Genomic DNA, 24,161 nt, shown 5'->3' with positions numbered 1-24,161 from the left:
CGGTGGTGCGGTGGTGCGGTCGTGCAGTAGCTCGGTGGCGCCATAGTGCGGTGGTGCGCACCTGGGGGCTCAGGGCCTGGCGCCCGGCTCGGTCAGCCGCGCTCGACGAGCAGCGCGCTGCCCTGACCGACGCCCACGCACATCGTGGCGAGCCCGCGTGCCGCGCCGGTGCGGCGCATGCGGTGCAGGAGCGTGGTGAGGATGCGGGCGCCCGAACAGCCGAGGGGGTGGCCGAGTGCGATGGCGCCGCCGGTCGGGTTCACCAGCTCGGGGTCGATGCCGAGGGCGTCGACGCAGGCGAGGGCCTGGGCCGCGAACGCCTCGTTGAACTCGGCCTCCTGGAGGTCGCCGACGGCCCAGCCGACGCGGGTGAGCGCCTTCTGGGTGGCGGGGACGGGCCCGATACCCATGACGTCCGGGTGCACACCGGCGGAGGCTCCGGCGACGTACCGCCCGAGGGATTCGAGACCCAGCTCGTTCAGGGCTTCTTCGCTGACGAGGAGGAGTCCGGCCGCGCCGTCGTTCATCGGCGACGCGTTGCCCGCGGTGACGGTGCCGTCCTTGCGGAAGACGGGGCGCAGGCCGCTCAGCTTCTCGTACGAGGTGTCATCGCGGACGCATTCGTCGAGGTCGACGAGGGTGCCGTCGGGCCGTGTGACGGGGAGGATCTCGTCGTCGAAGTGGCCGTTCTTGCGTGCCTCGGTGGCGCGTTGGTGGCTGCGGAGGGCGAAGGTGTCCTGGCGCTCGCGGGAGACGCCGTAGCGCTGCGCCACTTCTTCGGCGGTCTCTCCCATGGCGAGGACGCCGTGCAGGTCCTTCATCGCGGGGTTCACGAGGCGCCATCCGAGGCGGGTGTCGACGGTCTCCATCTTGTGCGGCAGCGCTTCGTCGGGGCGGGGCAGGACGAAGGGGGCGCGGCTCATCGACTCGGAGCCGCCCGCGAGGACGATGTCGGCTTCGCCGGACGCGATGGTGCGGGCGGCGGCGGTGACGGCTTCCATGCCGGAGGCGCAGAGCCGGTTCACGGTGGCGCCCGGCACGGATTCCGGGAGTCCGGCGAGGAGGGCGGCCATGCGGGCCACGTTGCGGTTGTCCTCGCCCGCCTGGTTGGCGGCGCCCCAGTAGATGTCGTCGATACGGGCGGGGTCCAGCTCGGGGGTGCCTGCGAGGAGGCCGCGTACGACTGTGGCGGCGAGGTCGTCCGGGCGGACGGAGGAGAGGGTCCCGCGGAGTTTGCCGATGGGGGTGCGGCGGGCTGCGGCGAAGTGGACTGGGCGCACGATACGGCTCCGGATCGTTTGCGGTCATTGTCTGCGGGTCTCGCGTGACGGCCTAGCGTAAATTAGCACTGCTAGTTTTGGAGTGTACGGGGCGCTTGCGCTGGGCGGAAGGGTGGTCTTTTTCCCCAACCCCGCCACTTCCCGAAAACCCGCTGGCGCGGGGGCCTCGCGGGCGCGGGGAGCTAATGGTCACGTCCACGCCACGGTCCTGCAGCTTCGCGGGGGCCACGCGGGCGCGGGAAGCTCTCCAAGGCCGTCACGCTCCGAAATCCCGGCTGCCGGAGTCTCTCGCGCCGTCATCACCGGCTTCGCCGAGTTCGTCCTCAAACGCCGGACGGGCTGAAAAGCCCCACCCGAACCGCTCCACCCTCCGCGTCCACCTTCCCCACCCAGCCCCCGGAGAGATACAGCCCCTGGTTAGGCAGCACCCTCAGCCGCACGCGTTGCCGGTGCAGGCGCCGCCCGTCCTGGGTGACCACCAGGACGGGGCGGCGCACGGCCTCCGCCGTCCGCAGGACGAAGCGGCTGCCCGGAGCGTCCGGCACGAGCCGGTTCGGCGCCACCCACCGCAGCGGAGCGTCCGCCACCACAGGTACGCCGCCGGAAGGCCATCGCGCACCCTCCAGGTGGCCCCGCACCGCATCCGCGACCTGTGCCCCCTCCTCCGCGGCCACCCGCGCGGGCTCCACCGCGTGCACACCGCTGCCCACCGCGAAGACGCCCGGTGAGTCCGTGCGGAATGATCCGTCCACCGCGGGGCCCCGCGTCCCGGGGTCGAGGAGCACGCCCCCGCGCCGAGCCAGCTCGTGGTCGGGGACGAAGTCCCCGGTGAACACCACCGTGTCGCAGTCCAGCGACCTCTCCCGCCCGTCGGGCCGCCGCAGCCGTACCCCCGAAAGCCGCCCACGTCCCAGGAGTTCGACCACGACCGCCTCGGTCACCAGCGGCACCCTCGCGGGCCCGAACCGAGCCGCCGCGGCCCGTGCCCGGCCCACCTGCGCCCGCGCCTCCTCCGTGACGAGCGCGGCGACCTCCACCCCCGCGCGCCGCAGCGTGGACAGCGCCTCGTAGCTGACCGCCTCCGCCCCCACGACGACCGCCCGCGTCCCGATCTCCTGCCCGTGGATGTGGACCGCCTGCTGCAGTTCTCCGGTGGTGAACACCCCCGCCGGGCGCGTCCCCGGCACGAGCCGTGCCGTCCGTGGCCTTTCCCGCGCGCCCGTGGCCAGGACCACGGCCCGCGCGGTGATCCGCTCCAGGCCGTGCGGTCCCGTCGTGTCCACCGCGAGCGACCCGGCCCACCCGGTGGCACTCACCCCGGTCCGCACCGCCGCTCCGGCGCCGAGGGCGGCCTCGACGAGGCGTTCCGCGTACTGCGGTCCCGTCACGCCCCAGCGCCCGAAACCTCGGTGGTCGCAGTGGCGCGGCACTCCGCCTGCCCGTGCCTCCCGTTCGAGGACCTCCACCGTGCCCGCGCCCGCAGTGGCGAGGCGGGCGGCCGCGGCGAGTCCCGCGGGGCCCGCGCCGACGACGAGGACGTCCACACTCCGCTGCCGCCTCATCGCGCGGCCCCCGACTCGCCCCAGCCGTCGAAGAGTTCGCGTACCGCGGCCCCGCAGTAGAACCCCTGACAGCGCCCGCCCCGCGCCCGTGTCCGTCGCCGCAGCCCGTCGAGCGACCCGGGTGGGACCGTACTGATGAGGGCGTCCCTGATCTCCCCACGGGTCACGCGCTCGCAGTGGCAGACGATGCTGCCGTACGCGGAGTCGGTCGCGATGAGGTCGGCGCGCTGGTAAGGGCGGGGGAAGGCCTCGCCGATGTTGGGCATGCTCACGGGGTCCAGGTTTCCGGCCACCGTCAGGTCCAGGTCGGGGCCCGCGGCATCGGCGAGCAGGCCGACGACGTACTCCGCGATCGCCATCGACGCGGTGAGGCCCGTGGACCGGATGCCGCCGACGGTGATGTACCGCTCCTCGGGGGAGCTGTGGATCTGGTAGTCGTCGTGCTCGGTGGCCGCCCGCAGCCCGGCGTAGACCGCGGTGACCTCCTCGTCGAGGAGTGAGGGCAGGATGCGCCGGCCCTTGGCACGCAGTCCGGCGAGGCCGTCCTCCGTCGTGTCCGTCGCCCCCTTGTCGTCCAACTCCTCCGCGGTGGGGCCCAGAAGGACGTTTCCGTAGATGGTCGGAGCCACGAGCACGCCCTTACCCAGCGCGGTCGGCACCGGCAGGAGGATGTGCCGGACCAGGTCGCGGGCGAGTTTGTCGAAGACGATGAGCTGGCCCCTGCGCGGGGTCACCGTGAACTCGCCGCGCCCCAGCAGCCGCCGGTCGAGCGCGTCGGCGTGCAGACCCGCGGCGTTGATGAGGTAGCGGGTGCGTACGACACCTCGGGGCGTGGTCAGTTCGTGGCAGTGGGAGCCGTCCGGCGACGGCGAGGAAATCACCTCCCCGACCTCGCAGTTGAGGTGCAGGTCCACTCCCTCGCGCACGGCCTGGGTGGCGTACGCGAGTGTCGTCGTCCAGGGGCAGATGATGGACTCGCCCGGGACGACGAGTGCGCCCAACGCGCCCTCGCCGAGGTGCGGTTCGCGGGATCTGACCTCGGCGGCGCCGATGATGCGGGCGTCGTCGTACTCGTTGCGTTCCGCCTTGTCCAGCAGGGCGGGCAGTGCCGCGAGCTGTTCCTCGTCCCAGGCGACGAGCAGGGCTCCGACCGGCTCCACCGGGATGCCGGACTCCTCCGCGTACGCGGCGAGCAGGCGTCGGCCCTCGCGTACGAGACGCGCTTCGAGGGAGCCCGGCACGGCGTCGAAACCGGTGTGCAGGATGGCGGTGTTGGCCTTCGACGTGCCGTCACCGACGTCGCCGGAGGCTTCGACGAGGGCGACCCGGAGGTGGTGGTGTCCTGCCAGTTCGCGGGCGATGGCGGAGCCGACGACCCCGGCTCCCACCACGGTCACGTCATAGGGCTCGGAGGGCAGCGGGCCCTTGGCGGTGACGGTCATGACGACGGTACGGGCGCACGGTCGAGGAGGGCGTCCACGGCCGCGCGGAAGCCGCCGATGCGCTCGGCGGCCTGTGCGGCGTCGATCTTCGGTTCGTAGACAGTGGTGGGCCGCCACCGGGGAACCACGTCTCGCACCGTGAGCTTCGGGTCGAGTCCCATGCGTGCGACGACACCCGCGCCGAGGGCGGTGACATCGGGCAATGCCGAGACTTCGACGGGTATTTGGAGCAGGTCCGCCTGGGTCTGCATCAAAAGGGCCGAGCGGGTCAGACCGCCGTCGACGCGCAGGCTCGTCAGGGGCTCGCCCAGATCGGCGGCCACGGCGTCGGCCAGGGACGCGACCTGGGCCGCCACGCCCTCGCACAGGGCGCGGACCAGATGGCCGGGGGACGTGTCGAGACCGAGGCCGGTGATCGAGCCGCGCAGATCGCCGCGCCACCAGGGCGCCGCGAGCCCGGCGAGCGCGGGTACGAAGGTGACGCCGCCCGCGTCGGGCACGGACGAGCCCACCAGGTCGAGGTCCGGCGCCCCTTCGATGACGCCGAGGTCCGTGAGCCAGCGGACGGCGGAGGCGGCCGTGTAGACCTGCCCGTCGAGGCAGTAGCTGCTCTCCCCCGCAAGGCGCCAGGCGACACAGCTGACCAGGCCGGACTCTCCCCGGCGTGGCCGGGAGCCGGTCTGGGCGAGCAGGAACGCGCCTGTTCCGTACGTGCACTTGGCGCTGCCCGGCTCGGTCACGTCCTGTGCGAGGAGCGCGGCCTGCTGGTCGACGAGGAGGCCGGTCAGCGGCAGCTCGGGGCCGAAGGCCTTCGTGGTGCCGACCGGGCCCGCCGCGTCGACGACACGCGGCAGCCGCTCGTCGGCGAGTCCGAAGACGTCAAGGGCGCGCGGTGACCACGTGACGTCGTCCAGGTCGAGGAGTTGGGTGCGTCCGGCGGTCGCCGCGTCGGTGACGAACTCACCGGTGAGCCGGTGGACCAGCCATGCGTCGCTGGTGGTGACGACACCTTCGCGGGTGAGGTGGCGGCGTATCCACGCCATCTTGGGCGCGGCGAAATAGGGGTCGAGCGGGAGGCCCGTCAGGTGCCGCAGCTCAGCCGCGTAGGGACTGAGTTCCGCACAGAGGGGCTCCGCGCGCCGGTCCTGCCACACGATCGCCTCGGTCAGCGGGCGGCCCGAAGCGGGGTCCCAGGCGAGCACCGTCTCGCCCTGGTTGGCGAGGCCGACCGCGGCGACCGGCTCCCCCGCGTCGGCCAGGGCGCGGCGTCCCGCGTCGACCACCGAGTCGTACAGGGCCGCCGGATCGACCTCCACCAGGCCGCCGGGGAGGTGGCGCGGACGTACGGGCGCGGCGCCGGAGCCGATCACTCCGCGGTCCGGGCAGAGGACGAGAGCCTTCGTGCCGGACGTGCCTTGGTCGATGGCGAGGACTGCCTCGCCGCGCGGTCCGCTGCCATTCGTGATCACCGCGGAAGCCTGCTACAGCCGCCGGGAGGGCGTCAAGAGCCCCCTCCCCGGGGGCCCATCCCCGACTTTTCGGAAAATGCCAACCGGCGCGCCGAGTTGACCTCAATTCAAACTCAAAAGATCCACGAACCGCCCTGAGAACGGAAGTTCCAGATCTACACTGACCGCCGAACAACATCATTTCGTCATAGGCCAGTTCACACACGCTCTGCCCTCCGCCCTCCTCCCCCACAGAGGATTCATGCCCACTCCGTCAGGCCGCCCGGTGTATCACCCGGCGGGCCACGACGAACAGTTGCGCGCCGTGCTCCAGGACCTCAAGACGGGTCGCTGGGTGTCGACGCGCAACCTTCTCGACTCCACGCCCGACTGGGGCCTGTGGACGCAACGTACGCAGATCCTGGCGGCCGCCGTCGCCGGTTCCGATGTGGTCAGGGCCTGGCTGACCGAGGAGCCGCACAGCGCCGCGGCGTCCGTTCTGCACAGCAGGGTCCTGGTCGAGCGGACCCTGCGCGCTCATCGCGCCGGACACCGCCAGACCAACGAGCTGTGGCGCGAGGCGGCAGCGGCGTGCGGCGCCGCGTTGGACACCTCGCCCGAGGATCCCGTGCCGTGGGTCTGTCTGCTCGCCCTCGCCCAGCTCGACAAGGGGCAGCGCTGGGACGAGCACCGGGTGCCGGCCCCCGAGCCGATGCTCTTCCCCGGCCCCTGGCATCTCCTCGCCGAGGCCGACAAGCGCGACCCGGGCAACCGCGAGGCCTACCACCGGATGCTGCAGTTCGCGTACGCGCGCCGCCCCGGAGGTCCGCTCACCGAGGCGGTCAACTTCGCTCACTGGGCGTCCGGTTCGGCGCCCGCGGGCTCGGCGCTGCACCTGTTGCCTCTGTACGTGCGCGTCGAGCGGTACCGCAAGGACGGCGGCAGCGAGAACGCCCTGGACCTGCACTGGATAGGGGAGGACGCGACCCGCTCCGCCCTGCGCGCGCTGCACCTCTGGTTCGAGCACGCGCCGCCCGCGTCGACCTCGCTCCTCGACCTCAGTCACCTGGCCCACGCGCTGTGGGGCGCGCATCACTTCCAGGACGCGGCGAGAGTGTTCGACGCTCTGGACCCCTTCTACACCGTGGCGCCGTGGACGTACCGCACGCGCTCACCCGGTGACACGGACGCGGCGGCCGAGATGTTCATGCAGGCGCGTACGCGCTGTATGACCGCCTTACGCGACCCGGGCTGAGGCCCCCTGCCACCCCCGGCAACGGCCTTTCGCCCAGCACCACCCGCTCCCCGAACGACCGCTCCCCCACCGGAGGTACATCCGTGTCCCGCACCACCTGGTCGAGCCCCGCATCGGCCACAGACCCGCTGCCCGACGAGGAACAGAGGCTCAGGGAGCTCGGCTACCAGCCGGTCCTGGCGCGCCGGATGGGCGGCTTCGGCAACTTCGCCATCAGCTTCTCCGTCATCTCCATCCTCTCCGGCTGCATGACCCTGTACGGCTTCGGTCTCGGTACGGGCGGCCCGGCCGTGATGCTCTGGGGCTGGGCGGGCGTCGGGCTCTTCGTCCTCTGCGTGGGCATGGCGCTCGCCGAGGTCACCAGCGCCTACCCGACGTCGGGGGCCCTCTACTACATGGCGGACCGGCTCGGTGGGCGGCGCTGGGGCTGGTACACGGGCTGGTTGAACCTGCTCGGTCTGCTCGGCGCGATCGCGGGCATCGACTACGGCGCCGCGCTCTTCTCCGGGGCGTTCCTGAACCTGAAGTTCGGCTTCACGCCGACGCCGGAGAAGACCTTCCTGATCTTCCTCGGCATCCTGCTCCTGCACGCCGTGCTCAACCTGTTCAACGTACGCCTGGTGAGTCTGCTCAACTCGATCAGCGTGTGGTGGCACGTGGCCGGTGTCGCGGTGATCGTGGGCGTCCTCGCGATCGTGCCGGACCACCACCAGTCGCCGGGTTTCGTCTTCGGTGAGTTCGTCAACAACACCGGCTGGGACAACCCGCTCTACGTCACGGCGATCGGTCTGCTCCTCGCGCAGTACACCTTCTGCGGATATGACGCTTCCGCGCACCTGTCGGAGGAGACCTCCAACGCCTCGGTCTCCGCGGCGCGCGGCATCGTGCGTGCCATCTGGGCGTCGTGGATCGCCGGTTTCATCCTGCTCGCCGGGCTGACGTTCGCGATCCAGGACTACGCGGGCACCGTGAACACCGACACCGGCGTGCCGCCCGCGCAGATCATGATCGACGCGATCGGCGAGTCCGGGGCGACGGCGCTGCTGCTCATCGTGATCGTGGCGCAACTGTTCTGCGGCAACGCCGAGACCGCCGCGGCCAGCCGCATGGTGTTCGCCTTCAGCCGCGACAACGCGCTGCCGGGATCGAAGATATGGCGCAAGGTCAGCTCCCGGACCCAGGTGCCGGTACCCGGGGTCTGGCTCTCGGTCGGTCTGGCCGCGGTCATCGCCCTGCCGTCCCTGTACTCGACGACCGCGTACACGGCCGTGACCGCCATCAACGTCATCGGGATCACGCCCGCGTACGCCATCCCGATCTACCTGCGCCTTCGGGCGGGCGACCGCTTCGAGAAGGGCCCGTGGAACCTGGGCCGCTGGAGCAAGCCCATCGGCTGGATAGCCGTGCTCTGGGTGGTCTTCGTGACGATCCTGTTCTGCCTGCCCCAGGTCTCGCCGGTGACGGTCGACTCGATGAACTACGCGTCCATCGCGCTCGTCGTGGTGCTCACCCTCGCCACCATCTGGTGGTTCGTGGCGAAGGGCTCCTACAGCACGCCGTCGGCGTACGGGACGGAGCGGGAGCAGGCGGAGATCGCGGAGGACATCATCTAGGCGACGAGTGGATCCTTCGTCGCGTCGCCTTAGGGGAGACGGTCGTTGCCTTACGGGAGACGGTCGTTGAGGATCCGCTGGAAGAGTCGGTGATCGCGCCAGGCGCCGTTGATGTGCAGGAACTCCGGCGCGACACCGAACTCCTCGAAGCCGCACTTGGCCAGGACCCGCTGCGAGGGCACGTTGTCGAGGAGGGTGCCCGCCTCGACGCGGTGCAGGCCGAGTTCGGTGTCGGCGGCGACGCAGGCCTGCTCGACGGCGGCGGTGGCCAGGCCGCGGCCGATGTGGTCCACGTCGATCCAGTAGCCGAGATTTCCGCTGCGGAAGGGGCCGAGAACGATGCCGGACAGGGTGATCGAGCCGACGATGTCCCCCTCACGGTCGAGCACCCAGGGCGCCACACGCCCGGCCCGGCACTCCTCCAACTGGGCACGGAGCCGGGCGGCCTGCGCCTGCGAGGTGAAGTAGTCCTCGGGCCGGGTGGGTTCCCACGGCTCCAGGTGCGCGCGGCTGCGCAGGAGGGCGCGGGCGAGACCGCCCGCGTCCTCCGGCGTGGCGGGGCGCATGACGACGTCCGGGGTGATGCGGGCGGATGCGGTGATCATGCGCCAAGAGTAAGGACTGCGGCGGGCGCGCGGGCCGGTCGGCTCACCTTCCGCCCGCCACGCGCAGGACCGTGCCGGACGTGTACGACGCCTCGTCCGATAGCAGCCAGGAGACGGCCGCGGCGATCTCGTCGGGCTGACCGGAGCGCCCCAGGGGGATGCCCGCGGCGAGCTTCGCCGGGCGCTCGGGGTCGGCGTGGAACTCGGTCCAGATCACGCCGGGCGCGACGGCGTTGACGCGGATGCCGTCCGCGGCGACCTCCTTCGACAGGCCGACGGTCATCGTGTCGACGGCCCCCTTGGCGGCGGCGTAATGGACGTACTCGCCCGGGGCGCCGAGGGTCGCCGCCGCGGAGGAGATGTTCACGATGCCGCCGCCGGCGCCGGTCCGGGTCATGTCGCGGATCGCGCGGCGGGCGCAGAGGAGGTAGCCGAGTACGTTCACGTCGAGCGCGCGGCGCATGGCGGCGGCGTCGGCCTGCGCGAGCGGCCCCACCGGGGCGCCGATCCCGGCGTTGTTCACAAGACCCGTGACCGGGCCCAGTTCAGCGGCGGCGGTCTCGAAGAGGCGGTCGACGTCCGCCTCGTCGGCGGTGTCCATCCGGACGGTGACGCAGCGGGCGCGTGCGTCCGCGCTTGCTCCTCCCGCGCTCGCGGTCCGGACTTCCGCGGCCACCTTCTCGGCGGCATCGGCGTCGGAGTGATAGCCGAGGGCGATGTGGTGGCCCTCCTTGGCGAGACGGACGCAGATGGCTGCGCCGATGCCGCGGCTGCCGCCGGTTACGACTGTGACGGGGTTCTGCGGCACTGTTCCTCCGAGGGGCGGGGGCGAGGTCGTCATTTGATCGATCATTCACCAGCCCGCTCACTCGGGTAAAGCGGTCGTCGCGCCCCTGTGGACCTCATTGGACCTTCCGCCGAGGGACTTCAGCGTTCGTGGTTCGAAAAGCACAGGGTGCGCGCGGGTGTCGACGGGCCTGGATGGCCGGGGTCAGGCGGCACGTCCTTGCCGTCGGCGTCGACCAGGCGGATCTCGTCGTCGGGCGAGAGCGGGCGACCCCGCGTGGTGAGCACGGTCTCGTCCGGGTCGATGTCGGCGGCCATACGGTCCACGCGCCGGTTCAGGTTCGCGACGGGGAGCCCGGCGAAGTGCTCGCCCGGGGCCCGTACACCCCGCGCGGCTCCTACCGGGCCCCCGATCATGAGGCACGTTCCTTCACCACCGACGGCTACTTCCGTACCGGACGCCTCGCGCGGCGCACCCCGGACGGCAACCTGGTCGCCCAGGCCTTCTCGTCCCCCTAGGCCTTCTCGGGGACCCCGCTCCCGGACACCTGGTCCTCGGGGGCGGCCTCCTCGGGGGCCAGGCTGTCCATGAAGGAGGAGACGGAGAACACCGCGCGCCCCGGGCCCGCGGGACCGTATCCGGGCGGCGACGACAGACCGTTGGACTCCATCGTCGCGCGGTACGCCTCCAGGAGACGGACGTGGTACTCCAGCGGGGCGCCCAGCGGGTTCGCCTTGCCCAGCGGTGTCGTGGGCTCCGGGCACCAGGTGGTGAAGCGGGGCGTGATGCCGCGCGACATGAAGTACTGCAGCCCCTCGACGGTGGAATCGATGGCCTCGCCGACCGTCTTGAAGCCGAACGGCTCCGCCATCTCCACGCCCGCCACGAAGTTCGGAATGACGTTGCGCGGTCCGAAGACGTCCGCGGAGTCCAGGATGCGGCGGTGCCACTCGTCACGGCCCACGTAGCGCTCCTTGCCGGGGCAGTAGCGCTCGAAGAGGTAGGGGTCCCACACCTCGTAATTGGGGTGGTAGATCCGTACACCGTAGTCGTGGAAGCGCTGGACGTCCGCCTTGGGCAGCGCCTGCGCGACGACCTTGCCGATCCAGCGGCCGGGGAAGCGCTCCTCGATGGCCTTCGCGTACTGCCCGTAGAAGTCGGCCTCGTCCTTGCCCTGGAGCTGCGAGGTGATGGCGCCACCGGTCAGCGTGTACGCGGTGGAGGACTTCGCGGTGTCGTACTTGTCGATGATGGCGAGGGCTTCGAGGACCTCGTCCATCGGCTTCACGCCCGTGTAGGGGCGGCCCGCCGCCTTCTGCTGGCGCCAGTTGTGGTTGATGTCGCAATACCCGCACTCCTCCTTGGCGCCGAAGTACTGGCAGACCCGGAAGACCGTCAGGTAGATGAGGTAGCCCCACTGGATGGTGGGCGCCACCTCCATGACGGACTTGCCGTTCTCCAGCGTGTGCCGGTAGTAGTCCGGCATCGGCGGCAGGCCCACGTCGGAGATCCGGACGCCGTCCAGGTACAGGCCGAGTACGCCGTCGCCGTCGGCGGCCACGCGGTAGGGCGATGAGGGGTTCACGCGGACCGAGACGACCGTGCGGCGCAGGTCGTAGGGGCCTCCGGTGAGGACGATCTCCTCGGGCGGGCGGCGCAGGGCGGCGGCGCCGAGCTCGGGCAGTGTGCTGTGGTCGAAGGAGAAGATGAAGTACGACTTCGGCTTGATCTCACCGCCCTCGTTGTCGCTCAGCGCGGACTCGTCGAAGGCCATGCCTCCCCTGAGCAGGTCTTCTTTGATCACCGCTTCTCGCGGCACCTGCGGGAACCGCTCCATGAGTCCCTCTACGAGCTGGGTACGGCTCTCGCTGCGGCTTGCCATCTGCCGGGCACCTCGGATCCTGTCGGTGAATTGTGCTTTCCCGTGGCCCCCACGCTAATACCCTCCTCCCGCGGCGCGGACCCGCCTCCGGTTCTGGGCCCTCCCGGCCCTGCTCTGCCGGGAACCTCGGAGTGCCGCTCTCGCGTTGTCCTGGCATGAATGAGCTGGTTGCCGGAGGGAACGTGCCGCTGCCGGACGGTGCCGTCACCCTCCGGGTCTCCGGCCCCTTCGACCTGTCCGTGATCGTCACGGGCGACAGCGGGAAGGTCGCGGGCGACGGCGACTTCGTCTTCTACAACCAGCCCGCCGCACCCGGCGCCCGGCTCCAGGGCGACACGGTCACGGTCGACGGGCGGCGCCTGCGTGCCGGTGCGAGCCGCGTCACCGTGGCCGTCAGCCCCGCCGATCCCGGCACTCCCCTGGGCCGCCTTCCCGGCATCACGCTCCAGGTGCACGGGCCCGGCGGACAGCACGTGGCCCGTTTCACACCGCCGCGCCCGGACCGCGAGACGGTGCTGCTGGTCGCGGAGATCTACCGCAGGGGCACGGGGTGGAAGCTGCGGGCGATCGGGCAGGGGTACGCGGACGGGCTCGCGGGGGTGGCGAGGGACTTCGGGGTGGACGTGGCGGAGGACGAGGGCCCTCAGCCGGCCTCCCCCTCCGTCGCCGGTCCACGCGCGACCACCGCTGCCGGTCCACCCGCAGCCGCGCCCGCCGGTCCATCCGCACCCGCGCCGACCGGTGCGTCCATGCCCCGCCCTTCGGCCGCACCCGACCCCGGCCTCGGCCCCGACGGATTCCTCCCGCTGGTCAACACCGCGCGGGCTTCGACGGGCGCCCCTCCGGTCACCCTCGACGCCCGGCTGACCGCCGCCGCGAGCGCGCACGCCGCCGGGATGGCGGCGCGGTCCACGCTGAGCTCGGAGCACGCGGACGGCACGTCCCTCTACCAGCGCGTGGTCGCGGGCGGGTACGCCTACCTGGCCATCGGCGAGCATCTCGTCTCCGGGCCCCGCACGCCCGCCGACTTCCTGGAGTACTGCCTCTCCGGTGAGCAGTCACGGCGTACGGTGCACAGCCGCGCGTACACGCAGGCCGGGCTGGCCCACACCACCGACGCGCGCTCCGGTGACGTCTACTGGACGGCGCTGTGGGCGACCCCTCTCACCTCACAGGGGCTCGCGGAGTGGGCGTCGGCGGTGCTCCGTCTCACCAACGCCGAGCGGACGGCGGCCGGTCTTCGCCCCCTCTCCCCCGACCCGCTCCTGACCGTGGCGGCGCAGGGCCACAGCGCGGACATGGTCGCCCGCGCCTTCTACTCCCACACCTCGCCCGACGGCGGCGAGCCCTGGCACCGCGCGTCGGCGGCGGGCAGCACGCACCGGGCGATCGGCGAGAACATCGCCTGCGGGCAGCGCACGCCCGCCGAGGTGGTGGACGGCTGGATGAACAGCCCCGGCCACCGGGCCAACATCCTCAAGCCCTCCTTCACCCACCTCGGCGTCGGCTTCGCGGGCGGCGGCTCGGCAGGGACGTACTGGACCCAGCTCTTCGGCGGCTGAGGACCGCGCCCCCTCCCAGCCGTCAGCCCACCGCCACCGGGACCCCGCGGCGAGCCGACTCATAGCCCGCCGCCACGATCTTCAGCGTCCGCAGCCCGCCCTCGCCGTCGGCCACGTCCATTCCGCCGTCCTCCGGTCCGTACAGGAACGCCCGCAGCATCCGCTCGTCCAGATCGGCCCCGAAGGGCAGTTCGAGCCCCTGTCCCCGGCGTTCGCTGTATCCGTGGACCGCCTGGTCGAAGGCGTCCATCTCCAGGGTCGCCCGCTCGCCGACCACGGTGAGTTCGAGCCCGCCCCAGGAGTGGTGGGAGCGCGGGTGCGACCAGCTGCAGTCGATCGTGGCCACCGAGCCGTTGTCGTAGGTCACGGTGACCAGGCCGCTGGTCTCGGCGTCGACCTCGCCCTCGTACATGCGGTTGTTCGTCTGGGCGTACACGTCGACGGGGCGGGCCTCGCCGAAGAGGTCGTCCAGGAGGTCGGCGATGTGAACCGTGTGGTCCATCAGGGCTCCGCCGCCCGCGAGTTCGGGATCGGCGAACCAGCGCCGGGAGGCGGGCATGGAGCCGTTGTTCGCGCCGGACACGGTCAGGACCCGGCCCGCCTCGCCCGAAGCGACGGCCGCCTTGACGGCCGCGTACGCAGGGCTGAAGCGGACGGGGAAGGCGACCGCGAGCCGTACGCCTGCCGCGCGGCAGGCCGCGAGCATCGCCTCGCCGTCCGCGACCGTCGTGGCCAGCGGCTTCTCGCACAGGACGTCCACGCCGCGGGAAGCGGCGAGCTCCACGAGGGGCCGGTGGCGCGCGTTCTCGGAGCAGACGATCACCACGTCGGGGCCCCAGGCGAAGACCTCGTCGTACGACTCCGCGTAGGCGACCCCCATCTCCTCGGCGAACGCGCGTCCCCGCACCTCACCGGGCGCCGACGGCCCGGTGTCGGGGTCACTGGCGATGACCTCGACATCCGGCATGCGCGCGAGGAGCCGCAGGTACCCCGCCGCGTGGAGATGGGCGAACGACAGAACGGCGACCTTCATCGCGTGACCTCCTTGATGTCCGACTCGATACCCGACTCGTTGCCCGACTCGATACCCGTCCGGATCTCGACCGCCCGGCCCGTGCGACTCGACTCCACCGCCGCTTCGGCGATCCGCACCGCCTCGATCCCGTCCCGCGCGCTCACCCGCGGCTCACCGCCGCCCTCCTCCCATGAAGCCGCGAACTCCCGCAGCTCGGACAGGTAGGGGCTCTCCGTCATCGGGCTCGAAGGGATGCCCTCGTTGGCCGCGCGCACTCCTTGCGCGGTGATGCGGTAGCCGGGCACGGACGTGGAGTCGTGCCGCAGGAGGCCGTCGCTGCCCGCGATCCGGAACGTCGTACGGAACTGCTGGTCCGGGAGTCCCCAGAGACCGGTGATGTGGCTGATCGCGCCGGAGGCGTGGGTGAGGACGGCGGTCGCCGAGACCACCTCGGCTTCCGTACCTCCCTCGGCGTGCTCGACGCCCCGCGTCTGCGCGTGCACCCGGACCACGTCGCCCGCGATCCAGCGGGCGATGTCGACGTCGTGCACCATCAGATCCATGATCACGCCGCCGGACTGGGCAGGGTCGGCGAACCAGGGAGCCCACTGCGGGCGCGCACCGCCCCGGGTGAACCGCAGTACGGCAAGCTCGCCCAACTCTCCCATCTCGACGGCCCGTTGCATGGCCGCGTACGCCGGGAAGTACCGCACGACATGTGCGGGGTGCAGCCCTACGCCCGCCGCTTCGGCGGCTGCCGCGATCTCCTCCGCGTCGGCGGCGTTGAGCGCGAGGGGCTTCTCGCAGACGACGTGACGGCCAGCGGCAACGGCCGCCAGGGCGAGTTCTTTGTGCGTGGGGGTGGGCGTGCAGATGTCGACGGCGGTGCAGTCGGCGAGCAGTTCGTCGAGGCTCGACACGGCGGCGACATCGCGCCCCGCGTACTCGGCGGCGAGCTTCACCGCGGAGCCGTCGACGGTGTACACGCTGATGCGCGCACCCAGTTCCAGCCAGCCGGGGAGATGGGCGCGGGCTATGCCGCCCGCGCCGATCAGACCTATTCGCATGGGCAGAGTCACCTTTCGTGATTCCTGGAGTGGGGTCAGCTCTTGGAGCCGGAGAGCGCGACGCTCTGCACGAAGTGCCGCTGCAGGAAGAGGTAGACGACGAGCATCGGCAGGCTCGCGATGAGCGAACCGGCCATCATCACGGGGTAGTTGGTCTCGAACTGGCCTTCAAGCGAGGTCAGTCCGGCGCTGATCGGCATCTTCTGCGGGTCCGTGTTCACGATCAGCGGCCACAGGAGGTCGTTCCACGACCACATCGCGGTGATGACGGCGAGCGCGGCGAGCGCGGGCCGCACGAGGGGCAGCATGATCGACCAGAAGATGCGGAACGGACCCGCGCCGTCGATCCGCGCGGCTTCCTCCAGCTCCTTGGGGAGTGTGAGGAAGAACTGCCGCAGCATGAAGGTCCCGAACGCGCTGAACATGCCGGGCAGGAACAGCGCGGGTGCCGAGTTGAGCAGGCCGAACCGCTGGATGATGTCGTACTGCGGAAGGACGAGCAGCGAGCTCGGCACCATGAGGACGGACAGGAAGAGCCCGAACAGGACGTCGCGGCCCCGGAACTGCATGCGTGCGAAGGCGTAGGCGGCGAGCGAGCAGAACACCAGCTGTCCGACCGTGCGCCCCACGGTGTTGAAGACGCTGTTGAAGAGCATCTCCCGGAACGGCAGCGCGCTGAAGACCTCTTCGAAGCTCGACCAGTTCCAGGTGTGGGGCAGGAAGGTCGGCGGCACCTGAGCCGTCTCGGCGAGGGACTTGGCCGCGGTGAGCAGCTGCCACAGGAAGGGGAAAACCATCACCAGGGCACCGAACGAGAGCACGGCGTGGGTGGCGACCGAACCGGCGCTGACGCGCCGCCGGCTCGCGGGCCGTGCGCAGGACGCACGCAAGGACTCACGCATAGTGCACCCACCTCTTCTGCAGCTTGAACTGCACCAGCGTCAGCGCCGCGATGATCAGCATGAGCAGGAAGGCGAGGGCGGCGGCGGGGCCCTGGGCGTTCTCGATGAAGGCCCATTTGTAGAAGAGGCTCACCACTGACTGGGTGTCGCCGATCGCCGGGTTCTTCTCGGCCATCATGATGTAGATCAGGTCGAAGGTCTGCAGCGAGTTGATCATGCAGATGATGGACGAGAAGAAGATCGTCGGACTGAGCAGTGGCATCGTGATCGTGAAGAAGCGGCGCAGCGGTCCCGCGCCGTCCAGCTCGGCGGCCTCGTAGTAGTCCTGCGGGATGCCCTTGATGCCCGCCATGAAAATGATCAAGTAGTAGCCGGTGGTCGACCAGACCATGACGGTGCCGATCGCGTACACGGCGGTCGAGGGGTCGGAGACCCAGTAGCGGCGGTCCGCGCCGAACCACTCGAAGACTTCGTTGATCAGTCCGTAGTCGCCGTTGTAGAGCCAGTTCCAGACGAGGCCGACGGCGACGGGCAGCGTCACGAACGGGATGAAGTACAAGGCGCGGTAGACCGCGACGCCGCGCAGTCCGCGCCGGTTCAGCAGCGCCGCGACACCGATGGCGACCGGCAGGGCGAGCAGTCCGATGACGCAGTAGATCAGCGTGTTGCCTAGCGCCTGCCAGACGGAGACGTCCTTGAGGACGCGTACGTAATTGTCGGTGCCGATCCAGGTGTTGCCGCCGAACGCCCCGAACTCGGTGAAGCTGTAGAAGAAGGTCTGGAGCAGCGGCCAGAAGTAGAAGAGGGCGAAGCCGATGCCGAGCGGCGCGATGAAGAGGTAGGCGGCGCGCTGGTTGCGGGACTTGGGGGCGGATCCGGACTCCGGTCTGCTACCGAGGACACGGCCCCGGCCGCGGCTCCGCCCTGCCGCCTTCGCCGCCGCCGTGGAGGGAAAGACACTCATCATGCGCGCTCCTCCTTCAGGGCCCGGTCCATCTGCTCGCCCAGCGTGCGGGCGGCGCTCTCGATGCCACCCTTGCCGCTGAACGCGGCGCCCAGGAGGGGATATTGGAGGTTCTCCCAGACCGCGGTGTTCTTCGAGCTCGGGTACGCGACGGCGTACTTCTGCATCTCGACGAAGCACTTCAGGTCGAACTCGGGCATCGACTCGATCCAGGCGTCCTGCGTCCCCTCGTACGAGGAGATGGTGACGCCCGTGGACGCCTGGATCTCGGCGGCCCTGCGACCGGCCATGAAGTGGACGAACTTCCAGGCGGCAGCCTTCTTGCGGCTCTTGGCGGAGATGACGTTGGCGAGGCCGTGGATGATCGTGGCGCGCTCGCGGCCCTTGGGCAGCACGGTGACACCGCCGTGGTCCTTGATCGCGGGGGTGGCGTGCATCTGGCCGGAGTACGCGGATATCTCGTAGACCATGGCGGCCTTCTCCGACCAGAAGCGATTGCGGGCCTTGGACTCGACCATCGCGCTCTGCGGCGGTGACCAGCCGCGGTCGATCATGTCGGTCCAGTAGCGCAGGCCCTCGATGGAGCGCTCGTCGCCGAAGCCCGACTTCCCGTCCCTGAGTACGTAGCCGCCCGCGCCATGGATGGCGGGGTAGATCTGGGCCTGACGGTCCATCTCGGCGGCCATGCCGTGCACGCGCTCGCGCGGGTTGGTCAGTTCGGCGGCGGCGTCGCGCACGTCGTCCCACGTCCATGTCTTGTCGGGGTACTTGATGCCCGCCTTGTCGAAGAGCGCCTTGTTGTACCAGAGGCCGATGGTGTCGAAGTCCTTGGGGATGCCGTACTGGGTGCCCTGGTACGCGTAGATCTTCACGAGTGATTCGGGGTGGCGGTCCACGGGGGTCGCGTCGCTCTTGATGTGGCCGCTCAGGGGTTCGAGGACCCCGCTGGAGGCGTACAGCTGGAGGTTGACCGCGTTCATCCAGAACACGTCGGGGGCGGTGCCGCCGCGCATCGCGGTCTTCAGGGTGGTCCAGTAGCTGGACCAGGGCGTGAGTTCCATGCGCACGGATATGCCGGGGTTCTCCTTCTCGAAGGCGTCGATCACCTTCTGCAGCCCCGGCACATGGGCCACGTCCCACACCCCGTACGTGAGGGTGGTCCTGCCACCGCTCTCCTTGCCGTCGTCACTCTCGCCGGAGCAGGCGGCGAGCAGGGGCGCCGCCATCGCTCCGTGGAGCAGAGTTCTCCTGCGCATGAGCGCCTCCGCCTTCGTCGTCCTACGGCGTCGCATCCGTCAGGAGATCGGATTCGACCTGGTCAAGTGCCTTGCGTACGGCGCCGATCGCGACGCCCTGTTCGCCGAGCGTGCTCAGTGCGATGCGCGGGACGTGCAGCGTCAGCGGGCGCAGCCTGTCCTCGATCAGCGGCACGAGATGGCCGCCCAGCGGGGTCGCGCCACCGGTGAGCACCACCAGCTCCGGGTCGACGGCGAGGGCCAGGGCGGCGATGCCCGGCGAGATGCGGTCGGCGAAGTCCGCCACGGCGGCGAGTGCGCGTGGGTCCGCGGTGTCCGCGGCGCGGGCGAGGGCGGCCACTTCGGACTCACCGGTGTGCCGCGGGCCCTTCCAGCTGAGAGCTTCCTGCGCGGTGTTCATGCCGAGCAGCGGGAGCAGACCCAGCTCACCCGCGCCGCCGCGCCGCCCCCGGTGAAGGCGCCCGCCGATGGTGAGGCTGCACGCCACGCGGTGTCCGGTCAGGACGCAGACGACGTCTCCGGCGAGGGTGGCCGCGCCCTGCCAGCGCTCGGCGAGCACGGCGAGGTTCACGTCGTTCTCGACGAGGGTGTGGCCCGGCTCGCCGTCGGCGAGGAGCCGCCCGAGGTCGACGCCGGACCACTCCGGGATGACGTGCGAGGTGATGGTGCCGCCCGCGTCGACGACGCCGGGTACGCCCACGCAGCGGGCGAGGATGTCGTCGCGCCGCACGGAGTGCGCGTCGAGAAAGGCTTCGAGTGCCTTCCGCAGCAGGTCGAGCCGCTCGGCTCCGCCCAGCTCCGGGTCGATGTCCTCGCGCTGCACGGCGAGCACCGTCCCGCCGAGGTCAGCGAGGATCAGCACCATCTTGTGCAGGCCTATGTCGGCGCCCACCACATGGCCCGACTCCACACGGAACCGGAACCGCCGGGCCGGGCGACCCGGCGCGCGCTCCCCGTCCTCGCGCTCGGCCTCCCCCGCCCAGCCGTGCGCGGTCAGCTCCTCGACGGCTGATTCCACGGTGGGCCGGGAGAGTCCGGTGCCTGCGGCGAGTTCCGCGAGTGTCTGCGGGCTTCGGCGGTGCAGGGCGCGCAGCACGACGGTGGTGTTCAACCGGCGCAGCGAGGCGAGATCGTGCCCCCGTGTTCCGTTCCGTAACACTTCTTCACCCCATGTCGAGGCCGTGGCAGCCCTGTTGACCTGTGGGTCTTCCGCTGCTCCCGGAGATTTGGGAGGACACTTTCATATCTCTGCCCGATGAGGAACCCCCTTCACGCGGACGGAATTGTCGAGGGCGGGCCCGACCGCGGGGCGGTTTACCGGGATGTAACGGCATCCCCCGAGCACCCCCGGGCGACCGCCGGACAGCCGTCGGTGACGAAGTCGAGGTCAGCCGGTACGGGACGGCATTTCGCTGACGGTTCATCAGGAAAGACCGGTGTTAACTCCGTGCGCGACCCCTTGCCAAGGGAGATCGTACGTGTTCGGATTATCTCTGTCGGGCGGTCACCCACCGCCTCGTATCCGCAGTTCAGACCCTGTACGGCGGGCCGGTGAAGCCTGTCTGCCCTCCTGCCCCATACCCCCATTTTCCCTCGCACGAAGTGTCCGGAGTCGTGCTGCCCGTTTGCCTGCGGCAGCCCGAAAGAGCCCGAAAGAAGGGACCCCCCGTGTTCGATCTTTCGTCCGTCGATCTGCTCGACGCGTTCACCCGCGAACTGCGACTGTGCAAGCTCACCGAGGGCGAGCACGTCGTCGTCCTCTCCGAGCCCGGCAGCCGCGGCGACTACGTGGCGGCGGCGTTCGGCGCCGCGAAGGCGTGCGGCGCCCATGTCATCGCCGCGACCGTCCCCGGCGGCAGTCCCGCGCCGATGCCGAGCACCCACACCGGCGCGGGCCCGGGCCTCGTCTCCGTGCTCAACGACACCACCGCGCAGGACCTGCTCAAGTCCGCCGATCTGGTCGTCGACATCACCCGCGAAGGCTTCATCCACGCGCCGGTACAGCAGGAGATCCTGCGCGCCGGAACCCGCATCATCTTCGTCTGCGACGCACCCGACGTGCTCATCCGCAATCTGCCCAAGGAGTCCGACAAGGACGAGGTGCTCGAAGGCGTCCAGCTGCTCAAGCGGTCGGCCGTCATGAAGGTCACCTCGGACGCGGGCACGGATCTGACCGTGCAACTCACGGGTTCCAAGCCCGAGTTCCAGTGCGGCTTCGCCGACGATCCGGGCCGCTGGGACCACTGGCCGAGCACCATGGTGCTCGCCTGGCCGGAGATCTCCGACGGGCAGATCGTGCTCGCCGAGGGAGACATCCTGCTGCCCTTCAAGGAGTACGTGCGTCAGCCCGTGACCCTGCAGATCTCGGGCGGGCAGATCGAGAAGGTGTCGGGCGGCGCCGAGGCCGAGCTCCTGAACACGTTCTTCGAGGACGCGGACGATCAGTGGGCGCGCAGCCTCTCGCACATGGGTTGGGGTCTGATGCGTACGGCCGACTGGTTCGCCACCGCGATGTATGGCAAGGACGACCTGATGGGCATGGACGCCCGCGCCTTCGCCGGGAACTTCCTGTGGTCCACGGGACCGCACCCCGTCCTCGGCCGCGAGTCGTACGCGCATCTCGACATCGCCATGCGCGGCTGCACGGTCCGGGTCGACGACACCGAGGTCGTCACGGGCGGCCGTCTCACCGAGCGCTGACCCGCTCCGCGCGTCAACTGCCCGATCGTGCAAGCAAGATGGAGGAAGCGTGGCGTCCAGCCAGTCGTACGAAGTCACCGTCGTCGGAGGCGGCCTCGGTGGCCTGACCGCCGCCCTTGCGCTGCGGCACCGCGGCCTGCGGGTCACCGTGCTCGAACAGGCCCCGCAGCTCGGCGAGGTGGGCGCGGGTATCCAGACGGCTCCCAACGCCAGCCGCGTCCTGCTCGGCCTCGGCCTGCGCCGGCAGCTGGAAGCCATCCACACCGAACCGCTCGACCAGGTGCGGCGGCGCTGGAAGGACGGCAGCGTCGTCGGCCTCACCTCCCTCGGCCGACGCTGCAAGGAAGAGTTCAACGCGCCGTACTGGCACTACCACCGGGCCGATCTGCACCGCGTCCTCATGGACGCCTGCGTCGACCCTGCGGGTCCTGGCCCCGTCGTCGCGCTGCACACGGCGAGCAAGGTCGCCGAGCTCGACCGTACGGACCCCGCGCGCCCGGTGGCGATCACGGACGACGGGCGGCGGTACGTGTCCGACGCCGTCATCGGCGCCGACGGCATCCGCTCTCAGGTGCGCGACCTGATGGGCGCCCCGGACACCCTGCAGTTCTCCGGCGAGATGGCCTACCGGGCCCTCATACCGGGCGACTTGATCGCGGCCGACCCGGCGACGCGCTGGCTGGTCGACCGCTACCAGTCCACGATCTGGTACGGACCCGACCGCCATCTGGTGCACTACATGATCCGCGGCGGCGAGTACCTCAACATCGTGGCCTGCGTGCCCTGCACGGACGAGGTGGCCGAGAAGTGGTCCGTCGCCGCCACCGCGCAGGACCTCGTCGACGCCTTCCCCGGCTGGGACGACCGCGTCCCCGCGATGCTCTCCAAGGCGAAGGAGGACGTCTCCTGCTTCGCGCTCTACCACCGGCGCCGCGACCCGGTGTGGCAGGACGGCCGGGTCGCCCTGCTCGGCGATGCCTGCCACGCGATGCTCCCCTACCAGGCGCAGGGCGCTTCGCAGGCCATGGAGGACGCCGCGGTGCTCGCCGAGGAACTGGGCGCGGTCACGGCGGACGGCATCGAGGGAGCACTGCGCCGCTATGTCGACCGGCGCGCCAAGCACGCGGGGATGGTCCAGGACGCCTCGCTGCAGAACAAGACCTTCTACCACTTCCCCGACGGCCCCGAGCAGCAGGCGAGGGACGAGAAGCTCCGGCGGAACTTCGACGGCGAGTCCGATCTTTCCTACGACTGGCTCTGGGGCGGCAGCCCGCTCGCCGACCCCGATCTCGGCGCGTTCTCGTACCAGTTCACACGCTGATTCCCCCCTGCACCCCCCTGCACATCCGCTGACCCGGCACCCGCGAGCGCCGCAGAACGTCCCCGACACGACCCCGTGGAGCGAACGTGAAAACAGGCGATCAGATCGTTCAGGACCTTCCCTGGAGGTGGTCGGTCCAGGGCAAGATCTTCATCATCGGTGGCCTCGGCTACCTCTTCGACGCGTACGACATCGCCTTGAACGGCTTCCTCATGCCGCTCCTCGGCAAGCATTTCGACCTCTCGCTCAGTGAGCGCGGGCTCGTCGCCACCGCGAACCTGGTGGGGATGGCCGTGGGCGCCGTCGCCTGGGGCGCGGTCGCCGACCGTATCGGCCGGAAGAAGGCCTTCAGCGTCACGCTGCTGATCTTCGCCCTGTTCTCGGTGTTCGGCGCGCTCGCGCCGACGTATCCGGTCTTCCTCGCGCTGCGGTTCCTCGCGGGTGTGGGGCTCGGCGGCTGTATCCCCGTGGACTACGCCCTGGTGGGCGAGTTCTCGCCGCGCAAGTACCGGGGCAGGATCCTGACCGCGCTCGACGCGTGGTGGCCGGTGGGCGTGACGCTGTGCGGGCTCGTCTCGACGGCGATGCTGACGCTCGACGGCAACTGGCGGTGGATGCTGGCGACGATGGTCCTGCCCGCGCTGCTGCTCTTCTGGGCCCGGCGCGGCATCCCCGAGTCGCCGATCTATCTGACGAAGAAGGGCCGCGAGGCCGAGGCCCGGAAGGTCATCGACGACCTGGTGGCACGGACGGGCGCACCCGTGGAGCCCTACGTCATCCCCGAGCCGGTGGCGGACGAAGGCCCGCGCGGCGTGGGCGCCGCCGTCGACCAGCTGCGCCGCATCTGGGCCTTCAGCCCGCGCATCACATCGGCGGCCTGGCTGCTCTTCGCCACGATCATGCTCGTCTACTACGCGGCGCTGAGCTGGATGCCCTCGATCCTCAAGGAGGAGGGCCAGGGCGACACGGCCGCGTTCATGAGCACCACCCTGATGAGCGGCGTCGGCATCGTCGGCGTCCTCGTCTCCACCGCCCTGGTCGACCTCGTCGGCCGCAAGTGGCTGATCGGCGTCTCGGCCCCGGTCGCCTCGCTCGCCCTGGTGGTGTTCGCGCTGGTGCGGGACCTGCCGACCGGCTCGGTCGTGGCCATCGGCATCTTCGGCTTCCTGGCCCAGCTGGCCATCCCCGCCCTGTACGCGTACGTCTCCGAGCTCTACCCCACTCCCCTGCGGGCCAGCGGCTTCGGCTGGGCCTCATCGGTCAGCAGGGCACTCACCGGGTTCGCACCGCTGCTCTTCGGCTCGGTGATGTGGCCGGTGCTCGGGCTTCCGCTGACGTTCGCCGTGCTCGGCGGGACCGTCCTGGTGGCCGTCGTGTGGATGGCGGTGGCGGCGCCGGAGACGAAGGGCCGGGAGCTGGACGGCGACGAGGAGTCGCCGCATCCCGCGGCACCGCTGCCGGTCCCCGAGCAGGCGGCGCTCTGAGCGGCCCGCACCGCCC

General features: G+C 70.7%; 21 protein-coding genes. 7 read left to right on the top strand and 14 right to left on the bottom strand.

Annotated elements, in window-relative coordinates:
- Window positions 1–92: 92 nt before the first annotated feature.
- From ACZ5CR_RS04625 to ACZ5CR_RS04610, 4 genes are all read right to left on the bottom strand, one after another.
- Entirely contained in the window at window positions 93–1,280 is a 1,188-nt protein-coding gene (locus ACZ5CR_RS04625) for a thiolase family protein (protein WP_468853498.1), read from the bottom strand.
- 323 nt (window positions 1,281–1,603) lie between these two features.
- A complete protein-coding gene (locus tag ACZ5CR_RS04620; RefSeq protein ID WP_468853496.1) occupies window positions 1,604–2,842 on the bottom strand; it encodes an FAD-dependent oxidoreductase in 1,239 nt (412 codons plus the stop codon).
- A complete protein-coding gene (locus ACZ5CR_RS04615) occupies window positions 2,839–4,284 on the bottom strand; it encodes an FAD-dependent oxidoreductase (RefSeq protein WP_468853495.1) in 1,446 nt (481 codons plus the stop codon). Before ACZ5CR_RS04615 ends, ACZ5CR_RS04620 begins: the two co-directional genes overlap by 4 nt.
- A complete protein-coding gene (locus ACZ5CR_RS04610) occupies window positions 4,281–5,753 on the bottom strand; it encodes an FGGY family carbohydrate kinase (protein WP_468853493.1) in 1,473 nt (490 codons plus the stop codon). The genes ACZ5CR_RS04615 and ACZ5CR_RS04610 overlap by 4 nt, the downstream gene beginning before the upstream one ends.
- Before the next feature lie 241 nt (window positions 5,754–5,994).
- Here ACZ5CR_RS04610 and ACZ5CR_RS04605 point away from each other — a divergent pair, with 241 nt between their 5' ends.
- Window positions 5,995–6,987 (top strand): hypothetical protein, encoded by a 993-nt coding sequence (locus ACZ5CR_RS04605; protein WP_468853491.1) that lies wholly within the window; start codon window positions 5,995–5,997, stop codon window positions 6,985–6,987.
- A gap of 83 nt (window positions 6,988–7,070) precedes the next feature.
- Window positions 7,071–8,600, top strand: a complete 1,530-nt coding sequence (locus tag ACZ5CR_RS04600) for an amino acid permease (RefSeq protein WP_468853489.1) — start codon at window positions 7,071–7,073, stop codon at window positions 8,598–8,600.
- Window positions 8,601–8,650: 50 nt separating this feature from the next.
- Here the strand turns inward: ACZ5CR_RS04600 and ACZ5CR_RS04595 are convergent, their stop codons facing one another.
- The 3 genes from ACZ5CR_RS04595 to ACZ5CR_RS04585 all read right to left on the bottom strand — a co-directional run bounded on the left by ACZ5CR_RS04595 (window position 8,651) and on the right by ACZ5CR_RS04585 (window position 10,318).
- Window positions 8,651–9,205, bottom strand: a complete 555-nt coding sequence (locus tag ACZ5CR_RS04595) for a GNAT family N-acetyltransferase (protein ID WP_468853488.1) — start codon at window positions 9,203–9,205, stop codon at window positions 8,651–8,653.
- Between the two features lie 43 nt (window positions 9,206–9,248).
- On the bottom strand, window positions 9,249–10,046 hold the full coding sequence (locus tag ACZ5CR_RS04590; RefSeq protein ID WP_468853486.1) for an SDR family oxidoreductase: 798 nt from the start codon (window positions 10,044–10,046) through the stop codon (window positions 9,249–9,251).
- Between the two features lie 86 nt (window positions 10,047–10,132).
- Window positions 10,133–10,318: a hypothetical protein gene (locus ACZ5CR_RS04585; protein ID WP_468853484.1), complete on the bottom strand. Its 186-nt coding sequence runs from the start codon at window positions 10,316–10,318 to the stop codon at window positions 10,133–10,135.
- 36 nt (window positions 10,319–10,354) lie between these two features.
- Between ACZ5CR_RS04585 and ACZ5CR_RS04580 the strand changes: the two genes are divergently transcribed.
- Window positions 10,355–10,510 carry a hypothetical protein gene (locus ACZ5CR_RS04580; RefSeq protein WP_468853482.1) on the top strand — a complete coding sequence of 52 codons (156 nt, stop codon included), beginning with the start codon at window positions 10,355–10,357 and terminating at the stop codon, window positions 10,508–10,510.
- Here ACZ5CR_RS04580 and ACZ5CR_RS04575 read toward each other — a convergent pair.
- Complete coding sequence (locus ACZ5CR_RS04575) at window positions 10,507–11,874, bottom strand: radical SAM protein (RefSeq protein ID WP_468853480.1); 1,368 nt, start codon at window positions 11,872–11,874, stop codon at window positions 10,507–10,509. The genes ACZ5CR_RS04580 and ACZ5CR_RS04575 overlap by 4 nt on opposite strands.
- Window positions 11,875–12,029: 155 nt before the next feature.
- On the opposite strand from ACZ5CR_RS04575, the gene ACZ5CR_RS04570 reads away from it, so the two are divergent.
- On the top strand, window positions 12,030–13,436 hold the full coding sequence (locus ACZ5CR_RS04570) for a CAP domain-containing protein (RefSeq protein WP_468853478.1): 1,407 nt from the start codon (window positions 12,030–12,032) through the stop codon (window positions 13,434–13,436).
- 22 nt (window positions 13,437–13,458) lie between these two features.
- On the opposite strand, the gene ACZ5CR_RS04565 is transcribed toward ACZ5CR_RS04570, so the two are convergent.
- From ACZ5CR_RS04565 to ACZ5CR_RS04540, 6 genes are read right to left on the bottom strand one after another with little or no spacing between them, the layout of a single operon-like run.
- On the bottom strand, window positions 13,459–14,469 hold the full coding sequence (locus tag ACZ5CR_RS04565) for a Gfo/Idh/MocA family protein (protein WP_468853476.1): 1,011 nt from the start codon (window positions 14,467–14,469) through the stop codon (window positions 13,459–13,461).
- Window positions 14,466–15,518, bottom strand: a complete 1,053-nt coding sequence (locus ACZ5CR_RS04560; protein ID WP_468853474.1) for a Gfo/Idh/MocA family protein — start codon at window positions 15,516–15,518, stop codon at window positions 14,466–14,468. Before ACZ5CR_RS04560 ends, ACZ5CR_RS04565 begins: the two co-directional genes overlap by 4 nt.
- Before the next feature lie 35 nt (window positions 15,519–15,553).
- Window positions 15,554–16,420, bottom strand: a complete 867-nt coding sequence (locus ACZ5CR_RS04555; RefSeq protein ID WP_468853472.1) for a carbohydrate ABC transporter permease — start codon at window positions 16,418–16,420, stop codon at window positions 15,554–15,556.
- Window positions 16,413–17,387 carry a carbohydrate ABC transporter permease gene (locus tag ACZ5CR_RS04550; RefSeq protein WP_468853470.1) on the bottom strand — a complete coding sequence of 325 codons (975 nt, stop codon included), beginning with the start codon at window positions 17,385–17,387 and terminating at the stop codon, window positions 16,413–16,415. Before ACZ5CR_RS04550 ends, ACZ5CR_RS04555 begins: the two co-directional genes overlap by 8 nt.
- Window positions 17,384–18,640 carry an ABC transporter substrate-binding protein gene (locus ACZ5CR_RS04545; RefSeq protein WP_468853469.1) on the bottom strand — a complete coding sequence of 419 codons (1,257 nt, stop codon included), beginning with the start codon at window positions 18,638–18,640 and terminating at the stop codon, window positions 17,384–17,386. The genes ACZ5CR_RS04550 and ACZ5CR_RS04545 overlap by 4 nt, the downstream gene beginning before the upstream one ends.
- Before the next feature lie 22 nt (window positions 18,641–18,662).
- Window positions 18,663–19,751, bottom strand: a complete 1,089-nt coding sequence (locus ACZ5CR_RS04540; RefSeq protein ID WP_468853467.1) for an ROK family protein — start codon at window positions 19,749–19,751, stop codon at window positions 18,663–18,665.
- Between the two features lie 557 nt (window positions 19,752–20,308).
- Between ACZ5CR_RS04540 and ACZ5CR_RS04535 the strand changes: the two genes are divergently transcribed.
- From ACZ5CR_RS04535 to ACZ5CR_RS04525, 3 genes are all read left to right on the top strand, one after another.
- A complete protein-coding gene (locus ACZ5CR_RS04535) occupies window positions 20,309–21,340 on the top strand; it encodes a 2,5-dihydroxypyridine 5,6-dioxygenase NicX family protein (protein ID WP_468853466.1) in 1,032 nt (343 codons plus the stop codon).
- A gap of 49 nt (window positions 21,341–21,389) precedes the next feature.
- Entirely contained in the window at window positions 21,390–22,661 is a 1,272-nt protein-coding gene (locus ACZ5CR_RS04530) for an FAD-dependent monooxygenase (protein WP_468853464.1), read from the top strand.
- A gap of 86 nt (window positions 22,662–22,747) precedes the next feature.
- Entirely contained in the window at window positions 22,748–24,145 is a 1,398-nt protein-coding gene (locus tag ACZ5CR_RS04525) for an MFS transporter (RefSeq protein WP_468853463.1), read from the top strand.
- Window positions 24,146–24,161: the final 16 nt, after the last annotated feature.

Source organism: Streptomyces sp. NPDC031274 (assembly GCF_055570235.1).
The sequence above is the reverse complement of the archived record's forward strand: the minus strand, read 5'-3'. Positions and strand labels throughout refer to the sequence as shown.